Source organism: Lactobacillus kimbladii (genome assembly GCF_000970755.1).
GTDB classification, from domain to species: Bacteria; Bacillota; Bacilli; order Lactobacillales; family Lactobacillaceae; genus Lactobacillus; species Lactobacillus kimbladii.
This window is the reverse complement of record NZ_KQ034007.1, coordinates 1203703-1219893: the sequence shown is the minus strand read 5'-3', so window position 1 is coordinate 1219893 and position 16191 is coordinate 1203703. Positions and strand designations below refer to the sequence as shown.

The window sequence follows — 16191 nt, the reverse complement described above, 5'->3', positions numbered from 1 at the left end:
TACTCTCCCAATAAAAAACTCACACAGATGACGACAACTGTGTGAGTCTTCAGAGAAGAAAGTACTTAAATCTTTTAAACACACAATTGTCATGAAGATTGAACTGTGTGTCTAAGACAATGACAAACTAGGCACTCAGATCAAATAGCTGAAGTACCAGAAATAATATTTAACTTGCGGTTGATTAATTTTTTTAATTGCCGTCATAATCTTTACCTCTCATAAATATTTAAGCAATATCATAACTTAATAGCATAAAAAAAGCAAGAGAATTTTTAAAGAAAAAATTTCATTGGTATATCAAGCTTTAAGTATCTAATAGTCTTTTTATTGGGAAAGAAAAAGTTAGTTAATTATTAAAAAAATATTTTTTCTTTTTCAATTAGCAAAATAGCTTGCCAAGATTTGAATAACTTTTTTGAATAACAGGTCGGTAACGACTAAAATAATGGCAAGTAAAAATAATAATTCAGTTTTATAATAAAAAGATATAGAAAGAAGTGTTTATTATCTCACTGTTTATTAATTGCATCAGTTTCTTAGGAGATTGGTTGTTGTTTGCCTTTCCTCTTTATCAGGGATTAATGGAGCTTTATGATTATGAATGGTTTTTGAAGGAATTTAACCAATCAAGTAAAGCACAACCAAAGATCTCTCCTTTGTACTGGATTATACCTATTGTCAAAATTTATCTTGAAAAACGGCGTGCAGTCAAGATTTTAGGTAGTATTATCAAAAATGAATCTGATTTGCGTACAGCTATGAGTTTTATTGATAAGGCTACTGCCTGGTATTTTGTTTCTCTTGGTGGTTGGTTGAAGATGGTGTCTTCTCTATATGAATTTATCGGAGAACTTCATGAAGATAGCATTTTATTGCTGGTTATCGGAACAGTTGTTTTAACTTTTTTGGGAATTTTCTCAGGTTATTACCGGTTAAATCCAAAACGTCAAAAAGTGCTGATATCAAAAATCAAGAAGAATTAGCGATCAAAAAAAGAACTATAACACGCTTTGTTATAGCTCTTTTTTTGAAAAATGATCCGGGTGAGATTCGAACCCACGACCCACGGTTTAGAAGACCGTTGCTCTATCCAGCTGAGCTACCAGACCGTCAGTTTTGCGTATTCCCGCGCAAGAACATTAACTATTATAGAGAAAAGTTGTTGTAATTGCAACTGGAAATTTCTTTTTTGTCGAACTTATTTTTAAAGCTAGATAGGTGGCAGGATTAAGGGAGTGAAAATTCATTTGTTAATTGTATTTCACAACCTGTATAATTAAGAAAAGTGAAGAATGAAAGATAGGAAAAAGCATGAAACATAAAATTCTAAAACTGATGTCTCTTATAGGAATTCTTTTATTTTTCTTTGTTTCTGGACAAGAAGTAAAAGCAGATGTTGATTATGATATTGCTAAAAACATCACCACTGCTAAAGTGAATTCTGATGGTTCGTTGTCGATGAAAAGGGCAATCACCTATAAATTTAACAGCTCTGCACATGGTGTTTTTTATCGCCAAAATTTACAATCGAATCAGAAACTTGACGATATCGAAGTGACAGTCAAGGACGATCAAAACAAGGGTCGCAAAACAGAGAATTATGATCTTAAAAGAAGTAAAAAAGGTTACCGTTTTAAAGTATTTCATAATATAAAGAATAATAGTCATTTTACTGTTACCTATTTTTACCGTATCACTAATGCTATTACCAATTATCGGGATGTTGCGGAACTTAACTTTAAGATTATCGGCAATGGCTGGGATAGAGATTTGGACTATGTCAGAGCCAGTGTGATTTTTCCAGGGCCTGTAAAGGGTCTAAAAGCATGGGCCCACGGACCACTTGATGGTCATTTGCAAGTTAATCCTCAAAAAGGAAAAATTGTCATGACAGCTGAAAATCTTGCTGGTGACATGGGTATTGAAGTTCATACTATTTTCCCTCCTAAAATTACTGCCAACAATCAAAATGTCAAAAATAAGAATCACAGGCAGGCAGTGATAAAGCAAGAAAAAGAGTTAGCGCGAAATACGGAATTAAAGCAAAAAAAAGGGGTAAGAAGAAGTCTCTGGCTAATTGCTGTGAGTATAATAGCAGGACTTTTAGGTATCATTAAGGGCTTTAGGGCCAAAAAGATTGGTTTTAAGCCCCGCAAAATTCGTGAATTAGCCCATAACTATGAAATACCTGATGTGGATCCCATATTAGCGCAGATTTTGGATACTGCAAAGCAACCGGATAATCGTGCGTTTACCGCTTATTTGATGGAACTGGCAGCACAGAAAAAAATTAAGATTGAAGATTATAAAGCCCATCTTAAAACTTATTATCGGATAACCGCGATAGACGAAAGTATTGTTGACGAAAGCCGATTAATGAAAACACTCTTTAACAAGATTGGGGATGGAACTAGTTTTACCACTCAAGCCTTGAAAAAATATCATGGTAAGAGATTAGGCAATGATTTTGACTTTTGGGCAGGAGATTATTTTGACAGCAAAGAAAAGCAAGTTTATTTGCCTGATTCATTAATAAATCGAAAAAATAAAAATATTGCTATCATAATTTTAATGATGGTCATCAGTTTTGCTGCTTCTGTAGTAGCATTAATGAGCTCACTTAAGTTTATTTTAGTGATAGTTTTTGGCGAAGCTTCGATCCTAATTTTGAGTTTACTGGCGCTGATTTTCAGTATCAGGAAGACAGGTATTTATTCAGAAAAAGGAAAAATTGAAACCGAAAAGATACGTGGTTTCAAGAAAATGTTGAAAGATATCGGTAAGTTTAAGATGAAGGATGTGGGTGACATCATTTTATGGGAAGACATCATGCCTTATGCTGTTGCTTTTGGTTTAGCTAATAAAGTAATGAAACAGCTCAAAATCGAATTTAGTCAAGAAGAATTGGCTAAGAGTGATTACTTTTACTATGGTTTTGCCTCTAATACCGGCAAAGATAGCTTTTCTGCCAACTTTGATTCTTGCTTTAACGACAGTATATCTACTGGTTCAAGCAGCTTTTCCAGTGGTTCATCCGGTGGCTTTGGTGGAGGTTCCGGTGGTGGAGCTTTCTAGTATAAGTTTTGATTTTAAGTCTAGCATAACGCTGGACTTTTTTGCTTTTGCTATACTTAAGTAAATTAAAAAGAGATAGGTAAAAAGATGTTCGATTATCGCAATAATTTAAAAAGGATTCTTAATCAGACTGCCGGAGATGAGAAGAGCCTTAAGAATGGCTTGGCTGCAATAAAACTGATCTTAGGTATTACTGATAGGGAAGAAAAAACCAATTCAACCGTAAAAAATAAAGATACTGTAGAAGTTGATTTACAGCAGCTTAATTTATTATTAACAAGTCTAACGCGACTAATTACTAATCCGGCAAACATTTCAGCTAAAAATACAGTGCTTTCGGCTACGCAGAAATTAACGCTTGCCCAAGGTATCAATAAAGAATACCGTCAAAATTTAGTTGATTTAAAAGAAGCAATAAAGTCACTTGGGACTTCAAAAGATTTAATCAATAAAAAAGTATTTGAGCAAGCAGTTGCTACACCTAAAAAACCTCCAAGGGATTACCGAAAAGGGAAGCGTTATACGGTAATTCGTTTATTGTCAGGCTGTGATTTGATTAATGATAGCAATAGGACCGTTTATACGTTAAAAGAATCACAGATCCATTCCCTGAATTTGAAAAGTGGAGACATCGTTGAAGCTGTACCAGAAGAAAAAAGTTCTCATTATGAAGCGACTATTTTAAGGATTGTTGGCTATCGTGATTTGCCCAGTATGGAAGTTGATTCTATTTCAACCTTTAAGTATGCAGTAGTTCAAGGACGAACCGGACATCTGGCTATTTCGCGTAATGCTCAAGGTAAAAAATTGCGGGTTCATGGTAAAGCAATTCTTTTACCAGTTGATTCAAGCAAATATTGGGATGAAAATATTAAGTTAGTTGATGGTTCAATAGTAGACTTAGCTTGGTATGATGGGGACGTGCGTCTGAAAAAGAATCCGGCTGAGGCAATTCAAATTCGCTGGGTTTATCAAATTGAACAGCCCCAGAAATCTATTGGCACAAAAAAGAAAAAAAGTACTGCTGAATCAAAGAAAGTTGATTTACCTAAACTAGCTATGGACCTACATTATCAAAGAGTTGGAATTGCCATTGGTAATAATCAAAATGAAGCTATGCTTGAAGGAATAGTTAATCGTTATGGCGGTATTCCAATTCCTATTGATGCTTTTCAGGGCAGAAAAAAAGTTATTGAAAACCAAATTAAAGATCTAGATATCGTGATTTTGGTTACGGCTTTTGCAGCTCATGACAGTACTTGGAATATCAGAGAATTTGCCAGTAAATACCATATCAAGTTTGCCGTTAGTTCAAGTAAAGGCTACCAAGCGTTTGAACGAGCATTATATCGGGCTGAAAAAGGTCTACCAGCATACGAAGGCAATCAGACTATTAGATACGAACTTGCTGAACAGTAATATTTATAATTTCTTAATAATTTAAGAAAAATTCCTCTGAGTTATAGTTTAAGCGATTTTAAGAATGATCAAGCATAACCAAAACCCATATTCCTTGCATAATATAGCTGATTTCCTGTAAAATGTAAAATAACAATTTTATGGAAGGAAGATGAGATGGACTCACAAAAGCAAACCCATACCTGGCAATACTGGCTCTTTTTCTTGGCTGGTCTGGAAATAATCACAATATCAATTAACTTCTTTTATGCTCCAATAAATGTTGCTGCTGGTGGCTCGACTGGAATCTCAATATTGATTGATGCTGTTTGGGGAATTAACCGCTCAATTTCGGTATTTGTGGTTAATGGCTTAATGTTAATTTTAGCTGCCGTCTTTTTAGGCAAACAAACTTTAAAAAAAGTTGCATTGGGCAGTCTTTTAGTACCTGTCTTAATGGCAATTACCCCTAGCTTTAAACTAACTTCAAATAATATGCTGGCGGTAATTTATGGTGGGGTTTTAATGGGCATTGGTGTTACAATGCTCTACCGAATTAACGCTTCATCTGGCGGAACCACAATTCCCCCACTAATTATAAAAAAATATTTTTATGTTGACCCTGCTATATCGCTCATGGTCATTGATATGTCGGTCATTGTACTTAACATTTTTGTTGATGGAACTGAAGCATTTTTACTGGCAGCTTTTTCTCAGGTCATTACTACTATTACTATGCGATATACTGAAACTGGTTTTGATAAAAAATATCAAGTGCGCATAATGAGTAACACTAAATTAGATAAAATTAGGCAAATGCTCCAGCAGGATTACGATGGCCTGACTGTTTATAACGTTGTGGGTGGATACAGTGACCAAGATAAGCAACAATTAGTTATAATTGTTGATACTAATGAATATGGTCAATTAGTTGCCAAAGCCCGCGAAATTGACAGTGAAGCATTTATTGTTACCGAAAATATTGCTAAAGTACACGGTGGTAAGTGGCAGATTTAATGCCAATTTACCCAATAAAAAGGGCATTTTTTATTGCCAACTAGACTTAAGAGTAGTATTATGTAGTAGTTGTATTTGTGGGTTCCTCCACATCTGCAACCGCACATTTCGGGGTAATAAGTCTTTTACGGAGCACCTCGATTGGCGAGTCTAAGTAAATTTTGGAGGGTAGTAAATGTACGCAATTATTAAAACCGGTGGCAAGCAATATAAAGTTGCTGAAGGCGATAGTGTTTTTGTTGAAAAGCTTGATGCTGCAGAAGGCAAAGAAGTTACTTTTGATGAAGTAGTTCTTACTTCCGATGGCAAAGATGTTAAAGTTGGTACACCGTTAGTTAAAGGTGCTAAAGTTGTTGCTAAAGTTGAAAAGCAAGGTAAGGAAAAGAAAGTAGTTACTTTCAAGTACAAGCCTAAGAAGCACTCACATTCAAAATATGGTCACCGTCAACCTTATACTAAGGTTACAGTTGAAAAAATTGAATTAAACTAGAGGTGAAGTAATGATGAATATTTTAAATCTTAAATTATTAGCCCACCACAAGGGTGGAGGTTCTACTGCCAATGGTCGTAATTCAGCTGGACGTCGTTTAGGCGCTAAAGCTGCAGATGGTCAAACCATTCATGCTGGTTCAATTATTTATCGTCAACGTGGTACAAAGATTCACCCTGGTAAGAATGTTGGTCAAGGTGGAGACGATACTTTATTTGCCTTAGTAAATGGAGTAGTAAAATTTGAGCGGAAAGATAAATATAGAAAACAAGTTTCTGTTATTCCGGTTGAAGAAGATGCTAAGTAATTTAATTCTTAAGCAAGAAGGCGAAAAGCATATGCTTCTCGTCTTTTTTCTGTTTTAATTTAGTAAAGATAAGTTAGCAATGTATCTCTTTTTAGGGTTAAAATTAAGGTAAAGATTGATATACAGGAGATTATGGGTATGACTGAAAAGGAAGAACTAATAACGCTGCTTAACAGGCGAATAAATAAGGTTACCGAACTAATTAAAAAACGTAATGCCGATGGACTGTTAATTTTTAACCAAGCAAATTATCGTTACCTGACTAATTTTACTGGTGAAGAAGCTCAATTGATTTTAACTTCAAAAGGAGATCGAATTTTACTTTCTGACTCACGGTTTGACGATCAGATTAAAGCCGAAGCCCCTGGTGAAATTAGGGTGGTAATGAAAAAAGAAGGTCAAGACCTTGAAATTTCTAAACAATTAAAAGAGGCAAATTTAAAAAAAGTTTTAATTGAAGGTGAATTCGTTTCTGCAGTTGAGTTTGCAAACTTGCAAAGATTAAACCCTGGTATCGATTTCGAAATATGCGAGGAACTAGTCGAACAAGTCCGTAATGTTAAAGACGCACTTGAATTAGAAACATTGCGTACAGCGATTAATATCTCAATGGATAGCTTTAATGAAATATTGCCTTTGATTAAGCCAGGTGCTGTTGAACGAAAAATCGGAGCAAAATTAGATTACTATTTTAAAATTAATGGCGGTGATGGTCCTAGCTTCGATACTATTATTGCCTCAGGAGTGCGTTCTGCATGGGCTCATGGTGTTGCTAGCGATAAAATGATTGAAGATGGCGATATGGTTGTAATTGATTTTGGTGCGTTTTACCATGGCTATGCTGCTGATATTACCAGAACTGTTGCTGTTGGCAAAGTTGACCAGGAAATGCACAAAATTTATGAAATTGTCCACGAAGCGCAAAGACGGGGCATCAAAGCTGCAGTTGCCGGCAACCACGGTTCTGATGTTGATCGAGCAGCCAGAAGTTACATTACAGAGCAAGGATATGGACAGTATTTTGGTCATGGCATTGGCCATGGCATCGGATTAGAAATACATGAATTATGTCAACCTGCCTTGCCTTTTGGTAAACAAGAACTTGTTAATAACATGGTTCATACTGTTGAACCGGGAATTTATTTGCCAAATAAGGGTGGTGTCAGAATTGAAGATGATATTTTAATTCATAATCAAACCCCTGAGACACTATCTACTTTACCTAAAGACAACTTAATTTCTTTATAAAAGATAAATAATAATTATAGTAAAATCGCTTACTAATTGGTAAGATAATATTATGGAGATGAGGTACTCAATATGACAATGATTTCAGTAAATGAATTTAAAAATGGTTTGACTATTAAGTATAATAATGACTTATGGCGTATAGTTGAATTTCAACATGTTAAACCTGGTAAGGGCAGTGCATTTGTTCGCTCAAAGCTAAAGAGTTTGAACACAGGTGCTGTACAGGAATATACTTTCCGCTCTACTGCAAAAGTTGAAACTGCAGAAATAGAAACAAAATCTATGCAGTACCTATATAATGATGGTGCCAGTTACGTTTTTATGGATACTAACACTTATGACCAGTTGGCAATTCCTAACGAACAAGTAAAAGATGAAGCCAAGTTCTTGAAGGAAAATATGAATGTAAGTGTCATTATGCATGATGGTAAAACCTTAGGAATTCAATTACCGAATACTGTTGAATTGACGGTTGCCAAAACGGAGCCTAATATTAAGGGTGATACTTCATCAGGTGGTGGAAAGCCTGCAACTATGGAAACAGGCCTTGTAGTAAACGTACCTTTCTTTATTAATGAGGGAGACGTTTTAGTAATTAATACGGTCGATGGTACATACGTATCTCGCGCAAATAAATAATTTTTCGAGGTAAAAAAATGGCAGATAGTTCAAAAATTGTCTTAGATGATCAAAATAACGGCGAAGAAATTGAAATTGATCCTAGTGTTCTTGAAGTTATTATGGGCATTGCTGCCGAAAAAGTAGATGGAGTTGCCGAAATGCACGGTGACGTCAAGTCCGGAATTAACCGCGTATTAGGAAGAGAAGATCGTGGCAGAGGTGTATCTGTTAATATTGATGATGAGCATAACTTGATTGCCGATGTTTATGTCAGTATTGAAGCCGGTAAAAATGTGCCTGAAATAGCAATGAATTTGCAAAAGACTTTAAAGCAACAGGTTTTACAGATGACCGATTTAACTCTTAGTGAAATTAATGTGCATGTTACAGGACTTGAATTTCCAGATGATGATAATGAAGATGGCAGCGGCACCTCTCAGCTATTTTCCGACATAGATGAAAAGGGTAAAAATGAATCAACACGAGAGTCGTAGAGTCGCAATGCAAGCTGTTTATTTGTCTAATCAAGACTTAAAATATACGGCTAATGAAGTTGAAGCTAAAACTGTCGCAATGCTTGATTTAAAAGTACTTTCTGCCTATTCAAAAGAATTAATTGAAGGCGTAATAGAAAAACGGGATGAATTAAAGGGTGAACTCGCCAGCTATTTAAAAAAGAACTGGCGTATTAACCGTATTAATCAAATTTCGTTGGCCATTTTGGAAGTTGCTTTGTATGAAATTAAATACAGTAAGGAAATTGAGCCAAAAGCTGCGGTAAATGAAGCTTTGAACTTATGTGATGAGTTTGCTGATCCTAAAGATAAGCCATTTATTAATGGTATGTTGGCAAATTTTATCTAAAAATAACTTATAGTCGGCTTTATGCCGACTATTTTTTTAGAAAAGGAAATAAAAAATGGGTCAACTTTTAGACGGCAAGCAGTTAGCTAATATTCGCGCTGAAGTTCTTCAAAAACAAGTTTTAACTTTGAAGATGGCAGGCATACAACCTCAATTTTGCGTAATTAATATTGGTAATGATCCCAGTAGCAAAATCTACTTAAAAACTAAAAAAAGAAGAGCAGATCAAATTGGTATTAAGCAAAAATTGTTTCAATTACCGTCTAATGTGACACAAAAAAATTTGTTAGAGTTAATTGATCGCCTAAATAATGATAAGTCTGTCAATGGTATTATGATTCAGCTGCCAGTACCGAAACAAATCATTTTAAATGAGGCACTAGCTGCTATTGATCCAAATAAGGACGTTGACTGTCTTACTCCAGCAAATGTAGGTCGCTTATGGCAAGGAGATCATTTTGTTGAACCTGCAACTGCACATGGTATTTTAGCTTTATTAGATCACTATCATATTAGTTTAAAAGGAAAAAATGCAGTGATTATAGGTAGAAGCAGCATTGTGGGTAAACCTTTAGCTGCATTGATGCTTGAAAGGGATGCAACTGTTTCTATTCTACATTTGAAGACTAAAAATTTGGCTGAATATACCAAGAGAGCTGATATATTAGTTTCGGCAACAGGCCACCCCAAATTAGTAAAGGCGAATATGATTAAGAAAAATGCAGTTATTATAGATGTAGGGATAAGTCGATTTAATGGCAAAACAGTTGGAGACGTTGATTTTGAGCAAGTTGCTCCAATTGCGAGTTTCATAACTCCGGTTCCAGGTGGAATTGGTCCTCTTACGGTTGAGTCTCTTATGGAACAAGTTGTTCAGTTGACGAGGAGAAATAATGGAAAGCAGTAAGTACTTAACAGTTTCGGACTTAAATTACTATATAACTCAAAAATTTAAAAACGATCCTTATTTACACAAAGTTTTTCTTCAAGGTGAATTGTCTAATTTTCGTTATCGGCGTAATTCACATCAGTATTTTTCACTAAAAGATGAAAAATCGAAGATAAATGTGGTCATGTTTCGTTCATATTTTGATAAAGTGAAATTTAAGCCTGAAGAAGGCATGAAAGTATATGTAACTGGCTATGTTAGCGTATATGGGCCACAGGGCTCTTACCAATTTTATGCCGAATCTATGGAACCTGCTGGATTAGGGGCATTATATGAACAATTACAGCAATTGCAAAAAAAGCTGGCTAGTGAGGGGGTTTTTGATCAGAGATTTAAAAAATCACTTCCTCATTATCCAGATTACATTGCTGTTGTAACGAGTGCTTCTGGTGCAGTAATCCATGATATCCTAGTAACTGTTAATAGGAGATTTCCTCATGCAGAAGTGGATTTGTTTCCAGCTCAAGTTCAGGGAGATTCTGCTGCTGACTCATTAATAGCGTCAATGAAGCAAATAGCTCAGTTTAAAGATAAATATGACGTTATGATCATTGGTAGAGGTGGAGGGTCGCTTGAAGATCTATGGCCCTTTAATGAGGAAAGCGTAGTACGACAAGTATTTGATATGAAAATGCCGGTCATTTCTTCTGTCGGTCATGAAACTGACACTACACTATGTGATTTAGTTGCTGATGTAAGAGCAGCAACTCCAACTGCTGCAGCCGAATACGCCACTCCTAATTTACCAGATGAATTGATAAATATTCGCCAAATGCAAAACAGCCTTGTTACCAGTATACAAAACATAATTAGGGTACGTCGTGATGCCTTAAGTCGCATTAATAATTCTGTTATCATGAGAGAACCTGCAAGACTATATGATGAGCAGGCACAAACCTTAGACCTTTTACGAGACAGACTTCATAATGATATGGTGCGGCAATTGGAACGCAAAAGGCAAAATTACCAGTTGGCAAAACAAAGCCTGGTTACAGTCAGCCCCAATAAAAAAATCAAGTCTTTTTTGCAGCAAACAGATTTTTATTATCAGAGATTAGTTGCTAATACAGAACATTTTTTACAGGGAAAACGTAATGTTTTAGGCCAATCAGAACAACAACTTAACGATTATGATCCCGACAGAATTTTACGAAGAGGATATGCATATGTTAAAGACCAAAAGAATAAAACTGTCAATTCCGTAAGTCAAATTGCGGTTAAAGATGAAATCAGCATCAAATTTAAAGATGGTTTAGCAACAGCAGTTATCAGTTCAATAAGGAGAGAAAAAAATGGCAACCAAGAAAAATAATTTTGAAGAGGAATTGACTGAATTACAAACAATTGTTAATAACTTAGAAAAAGGCGATATTCCTTTGGAGGATGCACTTGAGCAGTTTAAAGCTGGAAAAAAATTAAGTAATGATTTAAATAAAAAATTAACTGAAGCCGAAGAAACAGTAGCTAAATTAATTGATAGTGATGGAACAGAGCATAAGCTTGACCCTAATGATGCTGCTGCCCCAGAAAAGTAGAGAAGATTTGACATGAATTTTAAAGAATTTAAAGAAAAATGGACTCCAATAGTAGATGATTACTTAAAAGGGCATTTAACAAGCGAAGTTTCTGACAAGAAAATAAGTCAGATTATGTCTTATTCAGTAATGGCTGGAGGCAAAAGGTTACGTCCCTTACTTTTTTTGGCAACGCTTGACGCACTAAAAGTAAAAATAAATGAGGAAGAAGTCAGGATTGCAAGTGGAATTGAGCTGATTCACACTTATTCGTTAATTCATGATGACCTGCCGGCTATGGATAATGACGATTATCGGAGAGGAAAATTAACAAGTCACAAAAAATGGGGTGAGGCTGAAGCCATTCTTGCTGGAGATGCTTTATTACCAATGGGTATTGAGTGGATTTCTGATGGCAGTAATTCAGTCAAATTAGTTAAAATAATTACCCAAGCTGTTGGTCCTAACGGCATGGTTGGTGGACAATATTTAGATATTGATTCTACTAATAATGATAGCGTTGCAAACAATTCCGCATTTATTAATAAAATGGAATGGTTAAAAACAGGTTGCTTAATTAAAGCTTGTGTCGCAATGGCAGTTGAATATGGTAATGCTGATTCTTCTCAAAAAAAGACACTAATTCAGTTTGCTGAAAATTTTGGAAGATCATATCAAATTTATGATGATTTAGTAGATGTGGTTGAAACTTCTGCAGAGGCTGGTAAAAAAACCCATAAAGATTTGGAGAGCGGCAAGAATAATACTTTGACTTTGCTTGGTGTTTCAAGAAGTCGTAAAGAGCTGACTGACTTAATGCTTGATGCTCAAAATTGCTTAAAATCTATTGATGCAACTGTTTTGGCTGGATTTCTTGATTTATATAAAAAGGTATTATAATGGTCAAAGAAAGAGCAGATGTATTATTAGTCAAACAAGGAATGTTTAATTCCCGTACCCAAGCTCAACGGGCGATCATGGCAGGTTTAGTATCAGATCATAATCATCAGAGAATCGATAAAAGCGGTACTAACTTACCGGTTGATGAAAAGTTTTTTGTAAAAAAATCGGATAAGAAGTACGTATCAAGGGGTGGTTTTAAACTGGCCAAGGCCTTAAAATCCTTTCAAATTGATTTGACCAATAAAATTTGTCTTGATATAGGCGCTTCTACTGGAGGCTTTACTGATGTTGCTTTACAAAACAAGGCTAAGATGGTATATGCTCTCGATGTAGGCTACAATCAACTTGCCTGGCAATTGCGTGATGATCCTCGCGTTGTAGTAATGGAAAAACAAAATTTTCGTTATAGCAAACCTGAAGATTTTACTCACGGTCAACCTGATTTTGCAATGACTGATGTTTCCTTTATTTCTTTAGATTTAATTATGCCGCCAATGTTTCAGATTCTAAAAGATAAATGTGAAGCTGTTTGTCTGATAAAGCCTCAATTTGAAGCTGGTCCTGAACATGTCGGTAAACATGGTATAGTACATGATCATGATGTCCATTGTGCCGTTATCAGTCATACCATTGATCAAGCAAGGGCTGATGGCTTTAACGTTTTAAACCTTGATTATTCACCAATAAAAGGTGGCAAAGGCAATATTGAGTTTTTGATACATTTACAAAAAGACGAAAAAGATGGTGGTAAATTAATATGGTCTGGGAACCCAGAAGATTTAGTTGCTCAGGCTGTTGCCAATCTTTAGGAGAAAAAAATGTTAGTTGAACTGGATATTAAAAATTTTGCAATTATTAAAGCATTGAAGGTTCGCTTTCAAGAAAATATGACTGTGCTAATAGGTGAAACTGGTGCGGGTAAATCAATTATTATCGATGCAGTTTCATTATTAATGGGAAGTCGCAGTCAAAAAGAAATGATCCGTAGCGGTGAAAAAAAAGCTGTTATTACCGGCTTGTTTGATATTGATCATGAATCTAAAAAAATTGCTGCAATTTGTGATAAGTACGGTATACCTGATGCAGATAAGCAATTAATCATCAGCCGGGAAATAGCTGCTAAGGGAAGAAATATTGTTCGCATAAATGGACAATTAACTACAATTAATGTATTAAAAGAATTAGGTAATTTTCTGGTTGATATTCATGGTCAAAATGATCAACAAATATTGATGGATCAGGATAGGCAAATTGATTTGGTTGATAATTATGCTCCAGTCGATTTTAAAGAGGAACTTAATCTTTACCAGGAAAATTTTCAAAAATGGCAAGAATTAACTTCTCAAATTAATCATTTGCATAAAGATGCCCAGGAACTGGCTCAAAAACAAGATATATTATCTTTTCAGAATGATGAATTGTCCAAAGCTGATCTGCAAGATCCTCATGAAGACGATCAGCTAGAAGAAGAATATAACGAACTAAATAATTATCAAAAAATTGTCGATACAGCTAACTATTTAATGCAATTATATGACGATGAAGACCATGGCATTGAAACTTTATTGGATAATGCCCAAAGTGCAGCCAGCGAGTTAACGGAATATGGTGCTAAATTCAAAGATATTGCTAAAACTATAGATGATGGAGTTTTTGCTTTAAGTGATGCCCGGAGTGAATTATCAAATGTGCTTGATGAAATGGATTTTGATGAGGAAAGATTTCAATACGTTTCAAACAGATTAGATTTGCTTAATTCATTGAAGAAAAAATATGGTCCTTCATTAGAAGATGTTTTTGCCTTTTATGCCAAAATTCAAAAAGAATTGAGTCAATACCAGACAGGTGGACTCGATGAAGAAAAGTTGCAAAAGCAACTTAATATTCTGGAAGAAAAACTCAAAACTGAAGCGCAAAATCTTCATGAGACGAGGAAAAAAGTAGCCGCAACACTTGAAAGTAAAATCAAACAGGAATTAGCGGATTTATATATGGCAAAAGCTCGTTTTAGGATTGATTTTTCGACAACAAAAACTTTCACCAACAAAGGTACGGATAATATTGTATTTTTAATTGCACCAAATCCCGGTGAGGAATTAATGCCATTAGTCAAAATTGTATCTGGTGGTGAGCAATCACGGCTGATACTGGCATTAAAAGCAATTTTCAGTAAAGTTGAACCTGTAGGTACAATGATTTTTGATGAAATTGATACTGGGGTTTCTGGCCGTGTCTCAGCAGCAATAGGTCAAAAATTGCACTCAATTGGAGAAAATAAGCAAGTAATCGCCATAACACACTCACCACAAGTTGCTGCTGCTAGTGATCAAAAATATTTAGTAGCAAAAAAAGTTGAAGATGGTGCTACATACACCCAAATAGGTCCATTAACTCAAGAGGAAACAGTGACTGCGATAGCAGAAATGATGGCCGGAAGCGATGTAACACAAGCAGCTAAGCAAAATGCTAAGGATTTGATGAAAAGTTTTAAAAGGAAGAAGAAATGATACTTGTTGAAAAAGTAACTTTGAATGAAAAAGAAATTAGACAGGCAAATGAACTAACTGAAAAAGTTAAAAAAGCTGATAAAACTTATTCAAATTTTTACTTAAGTAATCAATTTAATTATTTTCAAGATATGCCAACTTTCATTTTGGCTTATGATGAAAATAAGTTAGTTGGGTTAACCATGCTATATGCAGATGAGTGTCCTGAAGAAGAGGTGGAAGTTAACTTAGAAGTTGCTCCGGAATTTCGCAGACAACAGATTGCTACAGGAATGTTTGAGCATGCGAAAAGAATTATGGTGCAATATGGTTATCACAAATGGGTGTTTGTGACAGAGAAAGTCTTTTTAGAAAAAAATCCAAGTTTTTTGAAAAATATGAGTTTAAAAGTTGTTCCAGAAGATTCAGATTATTATATGCGAACTATAGAACCAGTAATGATTGAAAAGACTGACAAATTAAACCAAGTTCTAGCAGTTAAGCCTTTAACAATGAGCTATGTTGATCAAGTTGCTGCGGCACACAGTAATGCTTTTGGAGATGCCATTGCCACATCTACTAAATACATTAAGAATTCCCTGTTGGATAAAGATACCAAAAGCTTTATCTTATTAAAAGGTAATGAAGTTGCTGGCTATTGTGCTGTGGATCATGGTGAAAATGAGGACTATTTCTTCGGATTGTTTATTGATAAGCCATTTCGTGGACAAGGTTTTGGTACTTTTTTTATTAAAAAGATGACTGCAATTTTGCAAAAGGAAGGCAGCAGCGTTTTTGCTTTAAATGCTGATGTTGACAATAAAGCGGCAATTCACATTTATGAAAAAGCTGGTTTCAAAATATTAAGCGAAACATTGTATTTAAAAAGCCAAGAATCATAATGATTCTTGGCAATGCGTTTTTATAATGAAATTTATTATGCGAAATCAATTCTAAATATAGTATCAATATCAACTATTTTAATTAGTTTTTTATTTGCTAAACGTAAAATAAAACGACCTGCAGAAACACGTTTTATGATTTGTCCGATTTCACTCGTTCCGTCTTGATAACTTACCAATACATAGGAGCGATGGACTAGGGCGCTGTTAAGAGCAGCTAATATTTCATAGTAGTATTGACTGTAAATACTTAATTTATCTTCATCATAATCGAAAAAATAGTGATAAATTTTCTTAAGTGAGTTTTTCATCAAACCATCCCTTAGAGTTAACCGAACATTTGTTTGACAAATTATATTATAAGAACATTTGTTCCAAAAAACAAGTATTTAAGCAAATTTTTTTAAGAGA

Annotated in this window: 18 protein-coding genes, 1 tRNA gene and 1 other annotated feature; of the genes, 17 read left to right on the top strand and 2 right to left on the bottom strand. The window is 34.9% G+C overall.

Annotation, left to right across the window (positions count from 1 at the left end):
• Positions 1-554: 554 nt before the first annotated feature.
• Positions 555-986: a hypothetical protein gene (locus JF75_RS06125; RefSeq protein WP_052726878.1), complete on the top strand. Its 432-nt coding sequence runs from the start codon at positions 555-557 to the stop codon at positions 984-986.
• A gap of 52 nt (positions 987-1038) precedes the next feature.
• Here the strand turns inward: JF75_RS06125 and JF75_RS06120 are convergent.
• A tRNA-Arg gene (locus JF75_RS06120) sits at positions 1039-1112 on the bottom strand.
• Positions 1113-1314: 202 nt separating this feature from the next.
• Here JF75_RS06120 and JF75_RS06115 point away from each other — a divergent pair.
• The 16 genes from JF75_RS06115 (at position 1315) to JF75_RS06040 (ending at position 15780) form a co-directional block, all read left to right on the top strand.
• The gene (locus tag JF75_RS06115; protein ID WP_046332291.1) at positions 1315-3078 is read left to right on the top strand and encodes a DUF2207 domain-containing protein; all 1764 of its coding nucleotides are present in this window, start codon (positions 1315-1317) and stop codon (positions 3076-3078) included.
• 87 nt (positions 3079-3165) lie between these two features.
• Positions 3166-4497: a DUF2325 domain-containing protein gene (locus JF75_RS06110; RefSeq protein WP_046332290.1), complete on the top strand. Its 1332-nt coding sequence runs from the start codon at positions 3166-3168 to the stop codon at positions 4495-4497.
• Between the two features lie 156 nt (positions 4498-4653).
• Entirely contained in the window at positions 4654-5493 is an 840-nt protein-coding gene (locus JF75_RS06105) for a YitT family protein (RefSeq protein ID WP_045928275.1), read from the top strand.
• Positions 5494-5580: 87 nt separating this feature from the next.
• Positions 5581-5655: a sequence feature (ribosomal protein L21 leader region), on the top strand.
• Positions 5656-5668: 13 nt separating this feature from the next.
• Positions 5669-5983, top strand: a complete 315-nt coding sequence (rplU, locus tag JF75_RS06100; protein WP_046332289.1) for a 50S ribosomal protein L21 — start codon at positions 5669-5671, stop codon at positions 5981-5983.
• A gap of 13 nt (positions 5984-5996) precedes the next feature.
• Entirely contained in the window at positions 5997-6290 is a 294-nt protein-coding gene (gene rpmA / locus JF75_RS06095; protein ID WP_046332953.1) for a 50S ribosomal protein L27, read from the top strand.
• 138 nt (positions 6291-6428) lie between these two features.
• A complete protein-coding gene (locus JF75_RS06090; RefSeq protein ID WP_046332288.1) occupies positions 6429-7538 on the top strand; it encodes a M24 family metallopeptidase in 1110 nt (369 codons plus the stop codon).
• 72 nt (positions 7539-7610) lie between these two features.
• The gene (gene efp / locus JF75_RS06085; protein ID WP_045928273.1) at positions 7611-8180 is read left to right on the top strand and encodes an elongation factor P; all 570 of its coding nucleotides are present in this window, start codon (positions 7611-7613) and stop codon (positions 8178-8180) included.
• A gap of 17 nt (positions 8181-8197) precedes the next feature.
• A complete protein-coding gene (locus tag JF75_RS06080; RefSeq protein WP_046332287.1) occupies positions 8198-8656 on the top strand; it encodes an Asp23/Gls24 family envelope stress response protein in 459 nt (152 codons plus the stop codon).
• Positions 8634-9026 carry a transcription antitermination factor NusB gene (nusB, locus tag JF75_RS06075; protein ID WP_046332286.1) on the top strand — a complete coding sequence of 131 codons (393 nt, stop codon included), beginning with the start codon at positions 8634-8636 and terminating at the stop codon, positions 9024-9026. The genes JF75_RS06080 and nusB overlap by 23 nt, the downstream gene beginning before the upstream one ends.
• A 55-nt stretch (positions 9027-9081) precedes the next feature.
• Positions 9082-9933, top strand: coding sequence for a tetrahydrofolate dehydrogenase/cyclohydrolase catalytic domain-containing protein (locus JF75_RS06070; protein WP_046332285.1), 852 nt, complete (start codon positions 9082-9084; stop codon positions 9931-9933).
• A complete protein-coding gene (gene xseA / locus JF75_RS06065) occupies positions 9920-11287 on the top strand; it encodes an exodeoxyribonuclease VII large subunit (protein WP_046332284.1) in 1368 nt (455 codons plus the stop codon). The genes JF75_RS06070 and xseA overlap by 14 nt, the downstream gene beginning before the upstream one ends.
• A complete protein-coding gene (locus JF75_RS06060) occupies positions 11268-11510 on the top strand; it encodes an exodeoxyribonuclease VII small subunit (RefSeq protein WP_046332283.1) in 243 nt (80 codons plus the stop codon). Before xseA ends, JF75_RS06060 begins: the two co-directional genes overlap by 20 nt.
• Positions 11511-11522: 12 nt before the next feature.
• A complete protein-coding gene (locus tag JF75_RS06055; RefSeq protein ID WP_046332282.1) occupies positions 11523-12389 on the top strand; it encodes a polyprenyl synthetase family protein in 867 nt (288 codons plus the stop codon).
• A complete protein-coding gene (locus JF75_RS06050; protein WP_046332281.1) occupies positions 12389-13201 on the top strand; it encodes a TlyA family RNA methyltransferase in 813 nt (270 codons plus the stop codon). The genes JF75_RS06055 and JF75_RS06050 overlap by 1 nt, the downstream gene beginning before the upstream one ends.
• A 9-nt stretch (positions 13202-13210) precedes the next feature.
• A complete protein-coding gene (gene recN, locus JF75_RS06045; RefSeq protein WP_046332280.1) occupies positions 13211-14899 on the top strand; it encodes a DNA repair protein RecN in 1689 nt (562 codons plus the stop codon).
• Positions 14896-15780: a GNAT family N-acetyltransferase gene (locus JF75_RS06040; protein ID WP_046332279.1), complete on the top strand. Its 885-nt coding sequence runs from the start codon at positions 14896-14898 to the stop codon at positions 15778-15780. Before recN ends, JF75_RS06040 begins: the two co-directional genes overlap by 4 nt.
• 35 nt (positions 15781-15815) lie before the next feature.
• Here the strand turns inward: JF75_RS06040 and JF75_RS06035 are convergent, their stop codons facing one another.
• Positions 15816-16091 carry a hypothetical protein gene (locus JF75_RS06035; RefSeq protein ID WP_046332278.1) on the bottom strand — a complete coding sequence of 92 codons (276 nt, stop codon included), beginning with the start codon at positions 16089-16091 and terminating at the stop codon, positions 15816-15818.
• Between the last annotated feature and the right edge of the window lie 100 nt (positions 16092-16191).

Bases quoted from the DNA above. Each gene is read 5' to 3' on its own strand.
- JF75_RS06115 (WP_046332291.1), top strand. From the start codon at position 1,315: ATGAAACATAAAATTCTAAAACTGATGTCTCTTATAGGAATTCTTTTA.
- JF75_RS06110 (WP_046332290.1), top strand. From the start codon at position 3,166: ATGTTCGATTATCGCAATAATTTAAAAAGGATTCTTAATCAGACTGCC.
- JF75_RS06105 (WP_045928275.1), top strand. From the start codon at position 4,654: ATGGACTCACAAAAGCAAACCCATACCTGGCAATACTGGCTCTTTTTC.
- rplU (WP_046332289.1), top strand. From the start codon at position 5,669: ATGTACGCAATTATTAAAACCGGTGGCAAGCAATATAAAGTTGCTGAA.
- rpmA (WP_046332953.1), top strand. From the start codon at position 5,997: ATGAATATTTTAAATCTTAAATTATTAGCCCACCACAAGGGTGGAGGT.
- JF75_RS06090 (WP_046332288.1), top strand. From the start codon at position 6,429: ATGACTGAAAAGGAAGAACTAATAACGCTGCTTAACAGGCGAATAAAT.
- efp (WP_045928273.1), top strand. From the start codon at position 7,611: ATGACAATGATTTCAGTAAATGAATTTAAAAATGGTTTGACTATTAAG.
- JF75_RS06080 (WP_046332287.1), top strand. From the start codon at position 8,198: ATGGCAGATAGTTCAAAAATTGTCTTAGATGATCAAAATAACGGCGAA.
- nusB (WP_046332286.1), top strand. From the start codon at position 8,634: ATGAATCAACACGAGAGTCGTAGAGTCGCAATGCAAGCTGTTTATTTG.
- JF75_RS06070 (WP_046332285.1), top strand. From the start codon at position 9,082: ATGGGTCAACTTTTAGACGGCAAGCAGTTAGCTAATATTCGCGCTGAA.
- xseA (WP_046332284.1), top strand. From the start codon at position 9,920: ATGGAAAGCAGTAAGTACTTAACAGTTTCGGACTTAAATTACTATATA.
- JF75_RS06060 (WP_046332283.1), top strand. From the start codon at position 11,268: ATGGCAACCAAGAAAAATAATTTTGAAGAGGAATTGACTGAATTACAA.
- JF75_RS06055 (WP_046332282.1), top strand. From the start codon at position 11,523: ATGAATTTTAAAGAATTTAAAGAAAAATGGACTCCAATAGTAGATGAT.
- JF75_RS06050 (WP_046332281.1), top strand. From the start codon at position 12,389: ATGGTCAAAGAAAGAGCAGATGTATTATTAGTCAAACAAGGAATGTTT.
- recN (WP_046332280.1), top strand. From the start codon at position 13,211: ATGTTAGTTGAACTGGATATTAAAAATTTTGCAATTATTAAAGCATTG.
- JF75_RS06040 (WP_046332279.1), top strand. From the start codon at position 14,896: ATGATACTTGTTGAAAAAGTAACTTTGAATGAAAAAGAAATTAGACAG.
- JF75_RS06035 (WP_046332278.1), bottom strand. From the start codon at position 16,091: ATGAAAAACTCACTTAAGAAAATTTATCACTATTTTTTCGATTATGAT.